A 17,050-nucleotide genomic window follows, 5' to 3' on the forward strand; every position below is an offset into this window, starting at 1 on the left:
CGCAGCCGACCACAAACCATGCCCGTCCCCCCAGGAACGCAGCAGCTCTCGTACGTGGGGGAGCAACTGCCCCTCTACCTGATCAGCCAACATACCAGTCAGTCGTTCCAAACGTACTTCCTTCTCTCGCTCCGTCTTCCCTCCGGCGAACCACAACCCGGTCTTGAAGCCCGGCCTGCGGCTCTCCAGATATTCGCCCGCCGCCTCACGCAGCTCCGCAGGTGTCAAATGGGCATGCTCCAGTACATGATCCAGCTCTTGCCGCAGCCGTTTATGCTCCTGCTCCGGCAGCATTTGCCAGTGTTCGTCCTCTTGCTGCAAGATTTCCAGTTCCGTATCCAGACGCGAAATGGCTTCCTCCCCGCCTGCCTCTTCCAGCAACGTGTTCAGTTCCTCCTCCGCAGCAGCCTGTACAGCTTCCACATGTTGATCCGCCAAATGGCGCATTGAGGAAACCAAACTGTACAATAATAGCTCTGTTTTTCGCTCCAGCAGTGCTTCAATCAGCAATGGCAGCCCTTTCCATTGATTCCAAGGATGGTTTTGCTCTTTCAAGGAAGTGAACAGTATATCCGTGTAATTAACCTGCCATGCATGAAAGCTGGCTTCCACCTCACTACGATAATGTGTAAATGAAAGCTCTCGCTCTCGATGCTTATCTATTTGGTTAATAATCAAATATAACGGCTTGCCCCAATCTGACAGGCTTTTGGCAAAAGACAAATTATTTTCCGATTGGACATGGTTATAATCCATCACATAAAAAACAATATCCGCCCAGTGTAAAGCTGAATGTGTCGCCAGCGCATGACCGTGGTCCGTAGAGTCAACACCAGGCGTATCCATCAACACCCCTCCGCCAGCCAACATCGGGACATCCTCCCATACCTGAACCGATTCATAAGCTCCGCCATTCTTACAATATTCAGCCAGCTCGAACAGAGAGGTTTCCAGTACCTCCGGCTCCGGGTTTTCTAATGTTTTGGCCGGATGAATGAGCGCTCTCGAACGTCCGTAACGGATGGAAACCACATTAGCACTCGTAGGAATCGGCCCGGACGGCAGCACTGTTTTGCCGCACAAACTGTTGATTAAACTCGACTTCCCAGCCGAAAAATGTCCACAAAATGCAATGGTCAGTTCCTCTGCTTCCGCCTTTTCCAGCAATTCAGCTACAGCTTTTGCTCCTTCCCCATCCCCGGCTGTGCGCAAAAAATCCCGCAGCCGTTCTATCGTATTCCATTCTTCCCCGGTATCTCCTGTAATCGTTTGCATCATAAGCTACAGTTCCACTCCTTGTCTCTTAGCTGCCTCAAATAGCTTTATTGTAGCATTCCTAAGTCGCTGTGAGAATCATCACAATTAAAAAGTTGTAAAAAAAAGGCGTTACCCTCAAGTGCACGACTTTGGGGAAACCGCCTTTTCATCAATCATAAAAATAAGTTTGTTTCATGCTGTCCAAAACGGTTATTATAATAAAGCTTCAATATCCTCTTCCATATCCAGAGGATCAGTCGTCGCTTCAAAGCGTTTGACCACTTTCCCGTTCCGATCAATCAGGAATTTCGTAAAATTCCATTTGATCGAATCTCCCGCCAAGTATTCAGGATGACGCTCGTGAATTAAAGGAATAAGTATTTTGGCAACCGAATGCGTTTCATCAAAGCCCTCAAAGGGCAACGACGAAGCAAGATATGTAAACAACGGGTGAGCCTGCTTATCACGTACATCCACCTTTTGGAACATCGGGAATGCGACCCCATAATTCAAGGTACAGAATGTATGCACACTGTCATTGGAATCTGGCTCCTGATCGGCAAACTGATTGCACGGAAAGCCGAGAATTACCAAACCTCTATCCTTATAGTGATCATACAGACGCTGCAAATCCTGATATTGAAATGTAAACCCGCATTGGCTGGCCGTATTTACAATCAACACCACTTTATCTTTAAAATCACTAAGGGCGATTTCCTTGCCGTTCATTGCAACGGCTGAGTAATCATAAATGCTCATTAAGAATAACTCCTCTGAAGATGTAATTGAACATTTCATATTGAGATATGTGGAATCGTCCATGATAGACTTCAAGGACTGCGCACGCCATGCGCCCCCAGGCTGGTTAGACCAGCCGAGCCGCCTACGGCAGAACATGCAAGCATGCACGCTAATTGAACTTAATTGGTTGCCGCCTCAAGCACTGGCAGCAAAATTTCAAAGACTTGACCATGCTGCAAAATCGTAATTCCGCGAGATTTGTCCTTCATTACGACTACTTCCGGCTTCTGAGACATACGCTCCAGATAATGCTCAGGTACATCACCAGAATGGCTGACCGTGATTCCTTCAAGCTCGCGCTCTTCATTTTCAGCAAACTCCGATGTTACGATTTGCTCAAAAATATCGGAAAAAGCCTCAAAATTGTCTGTATATACCGAAATGCATTTCATACTCTTCATCCTTTTCTACACTTAAATGGTTAAACCCTCACTAATCTCTGTCGGGTCTTTAAGCTCTACGTTCCTTATCTTTCCTGATCCGGGACGTTTTCATACGTTTCTTGCCTTCCCTGCATACATCGAGCAACGGACATACCTGACATTGAGGATTTTGCGCTTTGCAGTGATAGCGACCGAAAAAAATGATTCTGTGATGGGTCAAGGACCATTCGTCCCTAGGTACCCTTTTCATCAGCTTTTTTTCCACCTCTAGCACTGAATCGTCCCATCCCGCAAAGCCGAGTCGTTTGGAAACACGCTCTACATGCGTATCTACCGCAATGGCAGGTACATTAAAAGCGGTGGACACAACGACATTAGCCGTCTTGCGCCCAACACCGGGAAGCTTGACCAACTCATCATGCTCAGACGGTATTTCTCCCCCGTACTGGTCTATCAATATACGGCACAGGTTATGAATATGCTTAGCCTTATTCCGGTACAAGCCGATTCTACGGATATCCTGCTCCAGCTCTTCAATGGGAACAGCCAAATAATCCTCGGGTGTCTTGTATTTTTGAAACAGGTCTGCCGTTACTTTATTCACCATCTGATCGGAGCATTGAGCGGACAATAACACAGCAATCGTTAATTCAAAAGCATTATCATGGTTCAGCTCACAATGGGCATCCGGAAACATTGTACCGATGGTGTCCAATATATGACGTGCGGTTGCTGCATTCACGGAATCCTACCTCCTACCAAAAAAAACGTCTTGATACGGGATAGCCCGCATCAAGACGGTCACTCTAAATAATCATCCGGAAAGAAACGAATACTATTTGTGCATGACTGCCTGCATAGGCGAGAAATACACTCCTATATTATCATTAACTGTCACAGATTGCACGTAAAAAGTGTGTAATTCCCAAGAAATTTTCATACAGTCTGATCTGTTAACGGTTCATCGGATGATCCAGGTCTACATGTCCCATTAAGGATTCCAGGGATTGACCATCTACGAGCAAATCCAGCGTTTTGACTTCCTTGAACTGGAACATCGTTTTCTTCAAAGCGTCGATAGCCAATTCCTCGCCGCCCGCACCCAGACGGGCCTCGTCCGGCAGGGAAATATCAAACGTCAAAGCTCCATTGTCCAATTTGATCTTGTGCACGGAAATTTTGTCGGACCATAATGGTATCAAAGCAGAATTCCCACTTTTTTGCAGAGCTTCAAACGTCTTTTGGAATTTTTCCAGTTCGCTTGGGTAGGTAATTTCCTTTTTCTGTTCCTTCAAGCCTGTCTCTTGTGTATCGGTGTAGTACACCGTAATCTGCTGAGATTGGCGGTCTCCTGTTTTTTCCGTATTCGTCTTGGTGCTTGCAGGCTCGGTTGACGAGGATGCAGGTGTCTGACTAGCTCCGTTATTTTCAGCAGTCTGAGTCGATGCATCAGGGGCCGTTTGTTCTGGCGTGCTATTTTGCGCCGCAGACGTTTTCGTTTCCTGAGATGGAGCCGCAGGAGCGTCTGTCTGCTTGGAAGCGCAGCCTGCACCTGCAATAGCAAACAGTGCCAGCAGACCTGCGATTACGATTTTCTTGTTCATACTATGTCCCCCTCCTTGCTTGACGTTGGCAAGTGATTTGTTGAAGATTTATTTTACACCAAGATACTCTGTGATGCCGTCTGCAATCCCTTGAGCTACCCGGTTTTGGAAATCTTCATCAAACAGTGTGGCTTCCTCTTTCGCATTACTGAGATATCCTACCTCAAGCAAAACAGCAGGCATCGTCGTTTCCCGAATGACATGGAAATTGCCATAACGAATGCCCCGGTCTGTCAAACCTGTCGCTGGAGCAAAGTACTTATGCATGACGTTGGCGAACGCTTTGCTTGCACTACGCTGGTAATACGTCTCTGTACCGTTGGAAGCCGAGCTGCCGCTGCTGTTGGCGTGAATGGACACGAATACGTTGGCATTGAGATTTTCAGCCACTTTTACGCGCTGTTTAAGCTCCAAAAACGTATCATCGCTGCGTGTCAACACAACCTCAAGTTTAGGGTTCTGCTTCAAAATACTTTCTACTTTCAGAGCCATAGCCAAGTTGAAGGTCTTTTCGTAATTTTTTCTCGAAACCCCAACGGCTCCGGAATCCTTCGCTCCATGACCGGCATCAATAACAACGACTTTTTTGCCATTGCTGTTAACTGGTGAGTTCTGTGTATCATCCGGCTGTGAGCCATCTGGTAAAGTAGAGTCAGGTGTTGTATTAACTGAATCCTTCGATGCCAGATCGACGATTACACGATTCGAGCCGTCATTGTATGCGGTGTAATTCATGGCATGCTTCAGATCAATCACAACGCGAACCGTTGAAGGTTCCTTTTGGAATAAAGCATAGCGGATACCGGATACATCCACTTCATCCTGAATATCCAGTGAACCATTCAAGTTGCTGTCCAGTTTTTGCTGATCCCCAAAGTTGTCAGCAAACGCAGTAGCCGGTAAATCCACAACCACCCGATCAGGGGTTGTCATTGTAAATGCTTTTGGCTTCACTGCACCTGTCGTTGTAATGGTTAAGCGGTTTTGACTGAAACTAATTCCCTGTACCTGCATTACACCTGAACTGGCATTATTCGTTGGTACAGTTACACTTCCAGTATCCGTGCTGCTATTCCCGGATTTAGGAGGAGTAAATTCCCCGTTTCCCGACCCGCTAATGCGGGTATATAATTTTACGGACTTGGAGCTACTGTCCCATTTTACGTCCAGTCCCATTTGCTCGCCGATAAAGCGAAGCGGTACAAGGGCATAATTGGAACGCAGCAGAGGCGAAGCATCCAGACTAATGTCGCTTCCATTGACAGTCGCCGTCTTGCTTCCGATTATCATTCGGATCGAGGTACTGTCCTTCTCAATCGTTATGGTTCGCGCCTGCTGCTTCCATGTCACGTCATAACCTAAATTTTCAGAAATTACGCGTAGCGGAACCATTGTATTTCCACTAATTACTTGTGCCTTAGCACCGCTCGGGACACTTAACTGTTGATCGTCGAGATAGATTTGTGTTCCACTCGAAGCCGCATGTCCATAACCCGGAACCGCCCACATGAAGACAAATAATAACAACAAAAAACCAAATTTCTTCATTCGTCACCCTTCCATTCATAATTTTTTTGCCACATGCTCCGGTGCGGCGACCTGATATACGCGCTTATGTAATATCAGACAACCTTTTAGACGTTATTCCACACCAAAAGTTGCGAATATATTCCATCATAACAGAAATATACGTGCCAAAGAACTAGTTTTGTCGAATTTTGACTAAAAATATAGTTCATTCGTTTTGCGGCTAAAGTCATTGATCGGATTACAAAAAAAGCTGCTTTCCCCTAAACATAGCTAGGGATGAAAAGCAGCTTTTTGGTGAGTTTTATATGATCTAATTTAAAATTCTCAAAATTATGAGTTGATAGAATCACTCGTGTCATTGCCAGTAGCAGTACCGAGATATTCCTTTAAACCGCCAACAATCCCTTCCGCAATCCTTTCCTGTGTTTCTTCTGAGAACATGGCCGCTTCATCAGACAGATTACTAAGGTAGCCGCATTCCAGCAGCACGGCTGGCATTTGGGCTTTTCTTGTCACGATATGCTTCGCCACCTTAATCCCGTTATCCTTAAATCCGGTAGCTGCTACAAGATGCTTATGCATCGTTGTTGCCAGTCCCAGACTTTCCTGACGTGCATAGTAGGTTTCAGAACCGTTGGCTTTTCCTTTATTGGAGGCTAGCATACTGTTTCCATGGATCGAAACAAACACGCTTGCCTGCTGTTCGTTTGCAAGCTGGGGGCGTTCATCCAGCGTAGGATACGTATCTCCATCGCGGGTCATGACTACCTGAATGTCAGGATCGTTTTGCAAAAGCTGCTTGACCTTTAACCCTACAGCCAGTGCAAACTCCTTTTCGTGTCTTCCAGTGATACTGCCTGCTCCAGGGTCCTTGCCACCATGCCCTGGATCAATGACGACAATTTTCCGTCCGCCGCTATTGGTTGGTGTCACAGCCTGATCAACATTGCGTTCACGCAACTGAAGTGTGATTTCACCTGTGCTGTTAGTTGAAAGCTCGTAATCACGTACCTGGTTTAAAGCAATTACAATACGGACGCCGCCCTTTTGTCCATCGGCGGGGGCAAACCTGACTTCCTGCACATCCCCGCTGTCAATATTCGTCAGCACTCGTAATCCATCGCTACGAACCGGAAACTGCTGAGAAAGCTCCGACGTCAGCGCCGCTTCTGCCAGATCTACAACAATGCGGTCAGGTCCCGTCATCTTGGTCACTTTGGGCGTTACATCTCTGTTCAATGAAATCTGTAATGCTTCATCTTGAAAGGTAATGTTTTGCACCAGTAGCGTATTTGCTTTTAGCTGTTCTGTATCCTGCTGCTTGGATGATGCGAGTACATCCTGTGTAAGCTTGTCTGATCCAGTGAGATTGGTAATTGTCGTCGTTGACGTAGACGATTTTGGTGTGCTTGTGTTTTTCACCTGCGTTGGTGACGATTTTTGGGATTGAGGCTGTTTTTCTGTCTGCTGGGCTGTCACTTTCTGACTGAGATTTACGGATTTATTTTTATTATTCCAATCCACCTTCAGCCCCATTTGCTCCCCGACAAAACGCAGTGGAACCATGGTGGAGTTACCACGCAGCACAGGAGGTGCATCCAAATTAACCATCTTTCCATTTACGTCAGCCGACGTACGGCCCACATACATGGACATATCTGTGCTGTTTTTTTGGATTGAGATTTTATAGGCTTGCGGCTCCCATTTAAATTGGTATCCAAGCTGTTCACCAACGACTCGCAGCGGAACCATCACTTTTCCATTGACCATTTCAGGCTTGGCATCTGCGGGCGCCTCTATCCTTTTTCCATCTAAAAACAAATCTGCTCCAGCCGCATTCACATGAGAGGCGGACGGCCACGCTCCAATTAGAATAGCCACCAGTATCAACCAACCATATTTCTTCATCCTCATTCCCCTAACTTAGATATGTATTTTTTGTGCTACTGCATAGCCATAGTCCTTCAACCATTTTACATTTACCATACCATGCTGAGTCGAACCGTCAACCCCTTATTTACCAATTTATCTTATGACATGAAAAAAGCCCGCAGGCAAAAGAGTTGCCAATACGGGCTTTCTGTCCAACAAGCCAGTTCATTTTAATGCTACAAACTCATACAGAGCTGGAATTATGCGCCTTGCTTCGCAGCACGCTTCTGTTCATAAGCCAGAATTTCTGACTCATGCTGGAGCGTCAGGCCAATGTCATCCAGACCTTGCAGCAAAAATTGACGGCGATGCTCATCCAGATCAAAATCAATATGCAGACCATAATCGTCGGTAACTGTTTTTGCGTCCAGGTCTACGTTCAATTGGTAGTTATCATTCTTTGCCGTGCGCTGGAACAGATCCTCTACCTGCTCCTCAGACAGCTTGATCGGCAAAATGCCATTTTTAAAACAGTTATTATAGAAGATATCCGCATAAGACGGTGCGATTACGCAACGGAATCCATAATCCATGATCGCCCACGGCGCATGCTCACGTGAGGAGCCACAGCCAAAGTTGGCACGGGAGATCAGAACAGATGCCCCTGCATAGCGAGGCTTGTTCGGTTCAAATTCAGGATTTATATTTCCCGCTTCATCAAAGCGCCACTCGTAAAACAGAAACTGTCCAAACCCTGTGCGCTCAATTCGTTTCAAAAACTGCTTGGGGATAATAGCATCTGTATCTACGTTCACCCGATCCACAGGTGCTACAATCCCTTTTAAAGTTGTGAATGCTTCCATTGTAAATTCCTCCTCCGTATCCTATTGGACTACTGCTTCCTGCTTGAACTTCCAGTCACGTACATCGACAAAATGTCCATGAATCGCCGCAGCGGCCGCCATTGCCGGAGATACGAGGTGAGTCCGTCCTCCACGCCCCTGACGTCCTTCAAAGTTACGGTTGGAGGTCGACGCACAGCGCTGTCCCGGTTGAAGCACGTCCGGATTCATCGCAAGACACATGCTGCATCCCGCTTCACGCCACTCAAAGCCTGCTTCCTTGAAAATGATGTCCAGTCCTTCTTGCTCGGCCTGAATTTTCACACGTCCTGAGCCGGGTACGACGATTGCCGTTACTTTGTCAGATACCTGGTAGCCCTTGGCTACCTCGGCCGCAGCGCGCAAATCTTCAATCCGCCCGTTGGTACACGAGCCAATAAATACATAATCAATAGCAATATCCGTGATCGGTGTGCCTGGCTTCAAATCCATATATTCAAGCGCTTTTTCAGCAGCTTTACGTTCATTCTCTGTTGGCAATTCTGCCGGAATCGGTACAGTAGCGGAAATATTTGTACCCATGCCCGGGCTTGTACCCCAGGTTACTTGCGGAATAAGAGAATCTACATCAAACTCCAGCACAACGTCAAACTCAGCGCCTTCATCTGTTACAAGCTCTTTCCACTCGGCAACCGCCTGCTCAAAAGCAGGTCCTTGCGCTACATGTTCACGTCCACGCAAGTAGTTGAAGGTTGTTTCGTCCGGTGCAATCATACCGGCTCTGGCTCCGCCTTCAATAGACATGTTGCACACGGTCATGCGCTCTTCCATGCTCAATTCGCGGATGGATTCCCCTGTATACTCAATAACATAACCGGTAGCGAAATCCGTGCCGTATTTAGCGATGACACCCAAAATCATATCCTTTGCTGTCACACCCGGCTTGCGGCGGCCCACAAAGCGAACTTCCATTGTTTTTGCTTTTGCTTGCTGGAGACATTGCGTTGCCATGACGTGCTCTACTTCGCTGGTTCCGATACCAAAAGCGAGCGCTCCGAACGCGCCATGAGTGGAGGTGTGGCTGTCACCACAAACAATGGTTTTACCCGGATGAGTCAGACCAAGCTCCGGCCCCATAACGTGAACGACACCTTGATCAATCGTATCCAGATCATACAGTGTGACACCGAAATCACGGCAATTTTGAGTCAACGTATCAATCTGCTGCTTGGAAATCGGGTCCGTAATATTGTAACGATCTTTCGTTGGCACGTTATGATCCATTGTCGCAAACGTAAGCTCTGGACGACGCACCTTGCGTCCGCTCAGACGAAGCCCCTCAAACGCCTGTGGCGAGGTTACCTCATGTACCAAGTGAAGGTCAATGTACAAAATACTCGGCTTTCCCTCTTCCTGATAGATGACATGGTTATCCCAAATTTTCTCGAACATGGTCTTTTTGCTCATCATAATTCACCCCTGTGTTTTTCGAACCTAGTGTAGAGAAGGCTGTACGGCTTTCTCTTGGATGTCAACAATATACCACGGGATGTCTGATTGGTCTAAGATATGATATCTATAGAAGTGATAGTCTTGGCCTATAAGGCTGGCTAAGGCAATATGGGCTAAGCGTTGGTATATATGGGTTTACTTTTTGCAATGACAATAGACCTGTCTCGTGTCAGCAGACTAAGCCTGACATCAATATATCGGTCTGTATACCCTGTCTGTGTCTGTATCAATCACGAAATCAACCTCTGTGCCATCTTTAAAACGTAATCGCTCAAAATTATGAAGTCGACAAAATTTATCAGGTAAATCTTTAATATCAAGAGTCAGCATTTTGGCTTGTATATACTTTTGATATAGTTCTTCATACTCAACTAAACCGCATGTTAACTTAAGCCTTTGTGAACAAGTTAAAGCTTCCTGGCTACCACATTTGCTTATGATAAACTCTATTTTTCCATTAATTTATTGAATATCTCTCTATCTTCGGAAGTAAAGTCGGAAATCCGTTTCTTTTGCTCGTACGTGTTGGTACTTGAATCCAATTTAATGAAGCTTTTTTCACCAACCACATATACGATATTTTTTTTTATCTTATATGACACAATATTATCAACAGTATTTTCCGTTGGATCAGCAAGATGATTATAAAGTATTAAAGGGTCGTCCGGCCCCCCTCTAAAAATTTGAAAAGTCCCGTCACCAAAATATTCTACGGTATCTTTGCCTGATGGGTATTTATATATCGTATTATCCCCAGAATTCAACAGTAAAATTAGAGTAGTAGTTGTAACTAGTATAGCAATCAAGATAAAGATATATCTACGCTTCATCTGCAATTCACACCTCACTTCCAAGCTTTTCTTGTATCAGTTACTGTTACATGAGACGTATACTCATTTAGTGTTCCCCATGATTCCATTAAATTTGTTAGGTTTGCTTTGCAGCGAACAAGTTAAAGCTCCCTGGCAACCACATTTGCTTATCATAACCACTATTTTTCCGTTAATTTATTAAATATCTCTCTATCTTTGGAAGTAAAGTCGGAAATCCGTTTCTTTTGCTCGTATGTGTTGGTACCTGAATCCAATTTAATGAAGCTATTTTCACCAACCACATATACAATATTTTTTTCTATTTTATAAGACAGAACGTTATCAATCACTGAATTCGGAGCTTCAATTTGATGAGTGTATAGTATTGGAGGCTCACCCGATCCTCCTCCCCTGTAAATCTGAAAAGTCCCGTCGCCAAAAAACTCTAACGTATCTTTGCCATAAGGGTACTTGCGTATCGTATCGTCTCCAGAATTCGCTAGGAAAATTAAAGTTGTAGTTAAAACTAGTAGAGAGATTAAGATAAAGATGTATCTACGCTTCATCTGCAACTCACACCTCACTTCCAAGCTTTTCTTGTATCAGTTACTGTAACATAAGATGTATACTCATTGAGCGTTCCCCATGATTCCATTAAATTTGTTAGATTGGCCGCAGCCCAACCGAGTTTATTGTCCCCAGTAAACATTTGTTTAAAATTATACTCGAAATTATATATATCATAATATATTGTAGTAATTTTCCATTGCCCGTTTACATATGTTCCATCTATTTTGTACTTCATTTTGTGAAAAGCGTTATACAAATCTCTGTCACTTTCAATTGCAATAGACCCATCACTTGAAAAACTTTTAACTTTTTTGTCGTTAGCTTTTTGTACTGCTTTATCAATTACATACATATTATGTTCTTTAGATTTTTTAATTTGCTGCGCCTCATACGACCACTCGTTAAAGTGTAAATGTCCTGGTTTGTAATCAAGTGAATGTTGAAGTAAATTGGCTGTGATGTCCCCGTACTTCTTTCGAGCTATAGGAACAGCTACTAATGTAAATGCTTTACGATCAGGATAATGTATTACAGTATCTGTCGAATCTTTTACCTTCTCTACGCCTCGCACCCAAGTCTTTTCTAGTTCTACCATAGGATTTTCAAACGGAAAAGTATTATTTCCTGCATACACTAACATATTCTTACTATATGCGCCTTCCAGTACTTTTTGCGAGACATCAGACTGATCCTTTTCTCTTGTTTCCTTAGGTTCTAACTGAGGACTGTATTGAATTTTTCCCAATTGATCTTCTTTTTGTTTTAAAACAAGTTCAAACTCAAGTATCTCTTTGCTGGTATCAATCTGTTCTTGATACTTATCTACATAAGCGTGTGTAAACGTAATTTCTCGGATCGCGTTTTCATTTCTCACGAATTGGATGTTACATTTTCGATAGTAGTCCTCACTATCAGGTTTATATTCTGTGTTTGCCCATGTGTACAGCATGTTGGAATTATCCGCATTGTCTATAATTGAAGGAAGCGAATGAAGCGGAATTTTGCTTCGAATATGTAGCGAATGAGCCAAGTTTGGAGACTTAGCTGAAAGGTTTATGGAACTATTATTCTTAATAAGTAAAGCCAGTGATCTCACCTTTTACAAACTCGATTGGCTCACCACCGGATTTACGTTCTATTCTTAATGAAATGCTCATTGAAGTAATCTCCTCTGTTAATTTAATCTAGCTCTATAGGAAAAATTTATGAAAAAACCAATTTCCAAATATTAATATATACGAAAAATATTAAATAGTAAACATATTTTCAACTTGATAAAGGACGTAAGAAAGCTCCGGTTACCTGGGGACCTTTTATGTACTTGCAGATATAATATCCTCCAGCTTAATCCAGCTATAATCATCTTCGCCGCGAGACAGCTTCACTTCGCGTCTAGCAGTTATATAGAAAGACAAGAGAGGAGCGACCGAATGCCCCTCTTCTCTTGCGGTAATTAAAGAATACCCACTTTTTTAGCCGCCTCAGTACTGTTTCGTGCAAACGTGGCAGGGTCCCCTACTTTTTCCCAGTGAATATATTTGAAGCACACATTCTGGAATAACCAGTGGTTGTGAATAGCAGTAACAATGATCCCATGTTTGCGGAGCTGCGATACAAAAGGATTAATCTCACGCTCCAGGATTACTGTTTCTCCCAAATTTAAAGTTCTCCCTTTGCTGTCTTTGGATTCAAAAGAAAGCAAGAATGGTATGGTCAAAGGTGATTTACTTCGGCGTCCCAAAATTCTTAAATTGAGGTTATTCCGCAGACGCTGCACCACACATACCCCATTCACCACCATACCAGTGCCTCCGACGATTTTGGCCAAACGGTCACATAAACTTTTCTTGATCATTTTCATAATCATCCCCTTTCCTCTCCCATAATATGTCCGCAGAGGAGCTTTGAAAGGGCGAATGCCATATGAAATTAAAAAATTCAGAATAAGTGATAGTCTTATCCTATAAGCACGCTTGGAATGTTATGAGGAGGGGGTGAGGTTGATAACGATGTCTCATCTTTGGCATCCGCCTGCTTCAGACTGAATTATTGCAGCGTATCGGTAGAGAGTGATAAAAAAAGGACAAGCTTTAACAGCTCATCCTTTTGGATTCATTTTATTTGTTTTTAGCGTAAAGCCGATTATAAGTAACCCGCGTATCAGGTATTCATAAAACAACTCGTCATTTCGTTCTCCTTCGATAGATTGCTGAACAAGTTGAGTCACCATGTCCATGTTACCGTTACTATACTTCGTTTCTCTTAATAACATAAAGTTTGGATCATACAATTGGATGAATTTTTCAAATGGATTGCTGCCGGTATCCTTCCTCATCTCCAGTATTTCCACCGTACCTATGGGCGTGAGGGATTCTACCGTTTACCGTTGTATACCCTTCAAAATGGTGGTAATGCCCACCACCTGCCAATTGAATTGCTGGTCCTGTTGTCCCTCTAATGATGTGCTTATGCTGCTCGTTAAATGATGTTTCTGCATAATAATGATGAACATGCGGAACACCACTTGGAGCCGGCTCTGTTACTCCAGCGTAATGGTGGTAGTGCCCAACATCAAATGAAGTATTCCCTTTAAAAGGATGTACGTGAACATTAACTGGTCTTCCGTCCCACGAAGTAATGAAAAGCTTATGCGAATGGTTGGAGTTGGAATCACCGGAATGTACAACAAAACCTGTTATTGGTATTTCCATCAGTAGCCACCTCTCTTTATCAACTGCTACATGCTATGAAAGAGGCAGTGTAGATGTTCAATTTTTCTCGTACGAAAACACCAACAAAAAATCAGTGCATGATTTCTTTCTCATTAACAGTGAGGTTCCACTAAATTCCCAGCACACCTACCTCCAATCTAAACTATGTAAAATTCTGGCTCAGTGTAATGAATTTCACATCTTTCCGGGTCAACCTGTTTTACCATAGAAGGGTGATACGCCGTGCTAGGCAGACCATCTTGGGCGGGACGGGTGCGTTTCTGCTGCAAATCAGCTACACAGGCTGTCTGGCATGTGCGGCAAGCACGCTTTTATTTTGATTCGAAGCGGAGTTGTCCAGATGTTGAATACCGAATGGGAATACCGTGAGCGCATCAGAAAGCTGGCCGTCTGTATTGTCAAGCATTACCGGGGAAAAGGACCGGACAACGTCAAGGTCTCACTGGAGTCGCCGCTCCGGATTACGGTAGAAATTCGAGGCACCTTGTCCAACCTGTCTGAAATTCTCGTTCATGAAGGGGCCGAGGACAAGGTCAGGGAATATTGGAGCGTTCTTCGTCCTTATCTGGAAAAGGAGTATATGAGCGAAGCGGAAAAAACACTCGGCAGTCCCTTCACTTACACCTGGGAGGTCTGCCCCTCCGTCCATGGAGACGGACATATTATCATTACTCTTGAACTACAACACATACACCGGTTGGATTAGCGGGAAGGAGCTTGTCTCCTCGCTCGCGGATAAGCCAGTACAGAATGCAGCGTAAAGCGGCATTTTTGTATTGGCTTTTTTTATGTTATGAGTTTCATCTATTTCATATAAAAAGAGGTGCTGCACACATGGCAGACAAGGTATTAACCGTATGTCCCTACTGTGGAAGCGGTTGTCAGCTTCATTTGCTGGTGGACGAGGGGCAGGTAATTGGCTCAGAGCCGGCTGGTGGTCGTACAAACGAAGGAACACTGTGTCTGAAAGGACACTATGGATGGGATTTTCTGAATGACCCGCAAATTCTGACTGCACGCTTGCGTAAGCCCCTGATTCGCAAAAATGGAGTCATGGAGGAAGTGGAGTGGGAGGAAGCCATTCAATATACTGCCGAACGGCTGTCAGCAATTAAGGAAAAATACGGACCTGACTCCATTATGGGAACGGGCTCTGCACGCGGTCCGGGAAACGAAGCGAATTATGTCATGCAAAAGTTCATGCGGGCGGTCATTGGCACGAACAATATTGACCATTGCGCTCGTGTATGCCATGGCCCTTCTGTGGCTGGTTTGACATACTCACTCGGGGATGGGGCCATGTCGAACTCTATTCCTGAAATTGAACATTCGGATCTCCTTTTCGTGTTTGGATATAATGCACCCGAAACACATCCGATCGTCGCAAGACGCATTGTAGCTGCTAAGCAAAGAGGTGCCAAAATTATTGTATGCGACCCGCGCATGACTGAAACTGGACGCATTTCAGATATGTGGCTACCTCTAAAAGGCGGTTCGAACATGGCTTTGGTGAATGCTTTTGGTCATGTGCTTGTGCATGAAGGACTGTACGACAAACGATATGTGGAAGCAAACACAGAAGGCTTTGCCGAATACGTAGAAAGCATTAAAAAATATACGCCCGAATATGCAGAAGGCATTACGGGGGTCAAGGCGGCTGACATTCGAGCAGCTATAAGGGAATATGCAAAGGCCCCTACCGCTACAATTCTGTATGGAATGGGTGTATGTCAATTTTCACAGGCCGTTGACGTGGTAAAGGGACTCGCTTCTCTTGCACTGTTGACCGGAAATCTGGGCAAGCCGAATGTGGGGATTGGACCTGTGCGGGGGCAAAACAATGTTCAGGGCTCCTGCGACATGGGCGCATTGCCGAATGTATATCCTGGTTATCAGGATGTAACGGATAGCGCGGTTCGCAAAAAGTTTGAAAAAGCATGGGGTGTCGAGCTGCCGCGTAAAAAAGGATATCCCCTTACAGAGGTGCCACACCTCATCCTGAAGGAGAACAAACTGAAAGCTTATTATATTTTCGGCGAGGACCCTGTACAAAGTGATCCGAATGCCGCCGAGTTACGTGAAGCGCTAGACCAATTGGAATTTGTCGTGGTGCAGGATATTTTCATGAATAAAACGGCGCTGCATGCCGATGTCATCCTCCCTTCTACCTCCTGGGGCGAGCATGATGGTGTGTATTCCTCGGCTGACCGCGGCTTTCAGCGCATTCGCAAAGCGGTCGAGCCGCAAGGTGACGTAAAGCCGGACTGGGCCATTATTAGCGAGGTTGCTACCGCAATGGGCTACCCTATGTCCTATGCAAACACAGAGGAAATTTGGGATGAAATGCGAAGCCTCTGCCCGTTATTCGCCGGTGCAAGCTACCAAAAAATGGAGGAACAAGGCGGCGTACAGTGGCCCTGCCCTACAGAGGATCACCCAGGTACACCGTATTTGTACAAAGGGAATCAATTTTCTACACCTAGTGGCAAAGGTCGATTATTCGCCTGCGAATGGCGTCCACCGCAAGAACAGCCGGATGAGAAATTCCCGCTTGTCTTATCTACGGTTCGTGAGGTAGGCCATTACTCCGTGCGTACCATGACTGGCAATTGCCGTGCGCTACGCCAATTGTCTGATGAGCCTGGCTTTATTCAGATTAGCCCGGAAGACGGAGCAGATCTGAACATTCTGGATGGCGAAATTGTCGCTATATCCTCCCGGCGGGGACGCATTATGGCACGGGCACAAATCAGTGACCGTGTGCTACAAGGTGCGACCTACATGACCTATCACTGGTGGGTTGGAGCATGTAACGAGCTGACCGCCGATTTTCTTGATCCGGTGTCCAAAACACCGGAATTAAAATACTGCGCCATCCGGCTGGAACGGATCGTCGACCAAGCGCAGGCCGAACGTGATGTACATGAATCGTACCAACGGATTCGTAAACAGATGAACGTCCAGGAAGCCGTTTTAGCTGATAAGGTGACGAGATGAGCGGCACGCGGAACATACTGCACAGTTCGGCAAATACCCGGTCAGCTTTGACGAGTAGAATGGGAGCAGCCAGTAGAACAAACGCTGGCGCTTCTTCCTTTGTGGTCGCAGATGCCGGACACTGCATCGGCTGCAAAG

General features: G+C 45.2%; 16 protein-coding genes and 1 pseudogene. 2 read left to right on the plus strand and 15 right to left on the minus strand.

The annotated features are described in order from the left end of the window. From L696_RS0108550 to L696_RS29340, 15 genes and pseudogenes are all read right to left on the minus strand, one after another. The coding region (locus tag L696_RS0108550; protein WP_025683280.1) for a dynamin family protein at positions 1–1,278 on the minus strand (1,278 nt) is incomplete at its 3' end. Between the two features lie 192 nt (positions 1,279–1,470). Next, positions 1,471–2,016: a glutathione peroxidase gene (locus L696_RS0108555; RefSeq protein WP_025683281.1), complete on the minus strand. Its 546-nt coding sequence runs from the start codon at positions 2,014–2,016 to the stop codon at positions 1,471–1,473. Between the two features lie 161 nt (positions 2,017–2,177). Then, positions 2,178–2,450: a hypothetical protein gene (locus L696_RS0108560; protein ID WP_025683282.1), complete on the minus strand. Its 273-nt coding sequence runs from the start codon at positions 2,448–2,450 to the stop codon at positions 2,178–2,180. Between the two features lie 58 nt (positions 2,451–2,508). After that, on the minus strand, positions 2,509–3,183 hold the full coding sequence (gene nth, locus L696_RS0108565) for an endonuclease III (RefSeq protein ID WP_025683283.1): 675 nt from the start codon (positions 3,181–3,183) through the stop codon (positions 2,509–2,511). Between the two features lie 211 nt (positions 3,184–3,394). After that, positions 3,395–4,045, minus strand: a complete 651-nt coding sequence (locus L696_RS0108570) for a GerMN domain-containing protein (protein WP_025683284.1) — start codon at positions 4,043–4,045, stop codon at positions 3,395–3,397. Positions 4,046–4,093: 48 nt separating this feature from the next. Beyond that, positions 4,094–5,593, minus strand: a complete 1,500-nt coding sequence (locus L696_RS0108575) for an N-acetylmuramoyl-L-alanine amidase family protein (protein WP_025683285.1) — start codon at positions 5,591–5,593, stop codon at positions 4,094–4,096. Positions 5,594–5,905: 312 nt separating this feature from the next. Next, entirely contained in the window at positions 5,906–7,483 is a 1,578-nt protein-coding gene (locus L696_RS0108580) for an N-acetylmuramoyl-L-alanine amidase family protein (RefSeq protein WP_025683286.1), read from the minus strand. 224 nt (positions 7,484–7,707) lie between these two features. Then, positions 7,708–8,310 carry a 3-isopropylmalate dehydratase small subunit gene (gene leuD / locus L696_RS0108585; RefSeq protein ID WP_025683287.1) on the minus strand — a complete coding sequence of 201 codons (603 nt, stop codon included), beginning with the start codon at positions 8,308–8,310 and terminating at the stop codon, positions 7,708–7,710. Positions 8,311–8,331: 21 nt separating this feature from the next. After that, entirely contained in the window at positions 8,332–9,756 is a 1,425-nt protein-coding gene (leuC, locus tag L696_RS0108590; protein WP_025683288.1) for a 3-isopropylmalate dehydratase large subunit, read from the minus strand. Between the two features lie 491 nt (positions 9,757–10,247). Continuing rightward, complete coding sequence (locus L696_RS31410) at positions 10,248–10,631, minus strand: hypothetical protein (protein WP_025683289.1); 384 nt, start codon at positions 10,629–10,631, stop codon at positions 10,248–10,250. Positions 10,632–10,792: 161 nt separating this feature from the next. Next, a complete protein-coding gene (locus tag L696_RS31415) occupies positions 10,793–11,179 on the minus strand; it encodes a hypothetical protein (RefSeq protein ID WP_025683290.1) in 387 nt (128 codons plus the stop codon). A 14-nt stretch (positions 11,180–11,193) separates the two neighbouring features. Continuing rightward, positions 11,194–12,132: a hypothetical protein gene (locus L696_RS28395; RefSeq protein WP_245233320.1), complete on the minus strand. Its 939-nt coding sequence runs from the start codon at positions 12,130–12,132 to the stop codon at positions 11,194–11,196. Positions 12,133–12,496: 364 nt separating this feature from the next. Then, positions 12,497–12,583: pseudogene (locus L696_RS32470) on the minus strand (YolD-like family protein); the annotation flags it as partial. 53 nt (positions 12,584–12,636) lie between these two features. Then, complete coding sequence (locus L696_RS0108610) at positions 12,637–13,050, minus strand: DUF1259 domain-containing protein (protein WP_342447936.1); 414 nt, start codon at positions 13,048–13,050, stop codon at positions 12,637–12,639. Positions 13,051–13,486: 436 nt separating this feature from the next. Further along, positions 13,487–13,894, minus strand: coding sequence for a YmaF family protein (locus L696_RS29340; protein WP_081750703.1), 408 nt, complete (start codon positions 13,892–13,894; stop codon positions 13,487–13,489). Positions 13,895–14,255: 361 nt separating this feature from the next. Here L696_RS29340 and L696_RS0108625 point away from each other — a divergent pair, with 361 nt between their 5' ends. Continuing rightward, entirely contained in the window at positions 14,256–14,621 is a 366-nt protein-coding gene (locus tag L696_RS0108625) for a hypothetical protein (protein ID WP_025683293.1), read from the plus strand. Between the two features lie 128 nt (positions 14,622–14,749). Next, a complete protein-coding gene (fdhF, locus tag L696_RS0108630) occupies positions 14,750–16,912 on the plus strand; it encodes a formate dehydrogenase subunit alpha (RefSeq protein WP_025683294.1) in 2,163 nt (720 codons plus the stop codon). The last annotated feature ends 138 nt before the right edge of the window (positions 16,913–17,050 follow it).

Origin of the sequence: Paenibacillus maysiensis, assembly GCF_000520815.1 — a bacterium.
Classification (GTDB): Bacteria; Bacillota; Bacilli; order Paenibacillales; family Paenibacillaceae; genus Paenibacillus; species Paenibacillus maysiensis.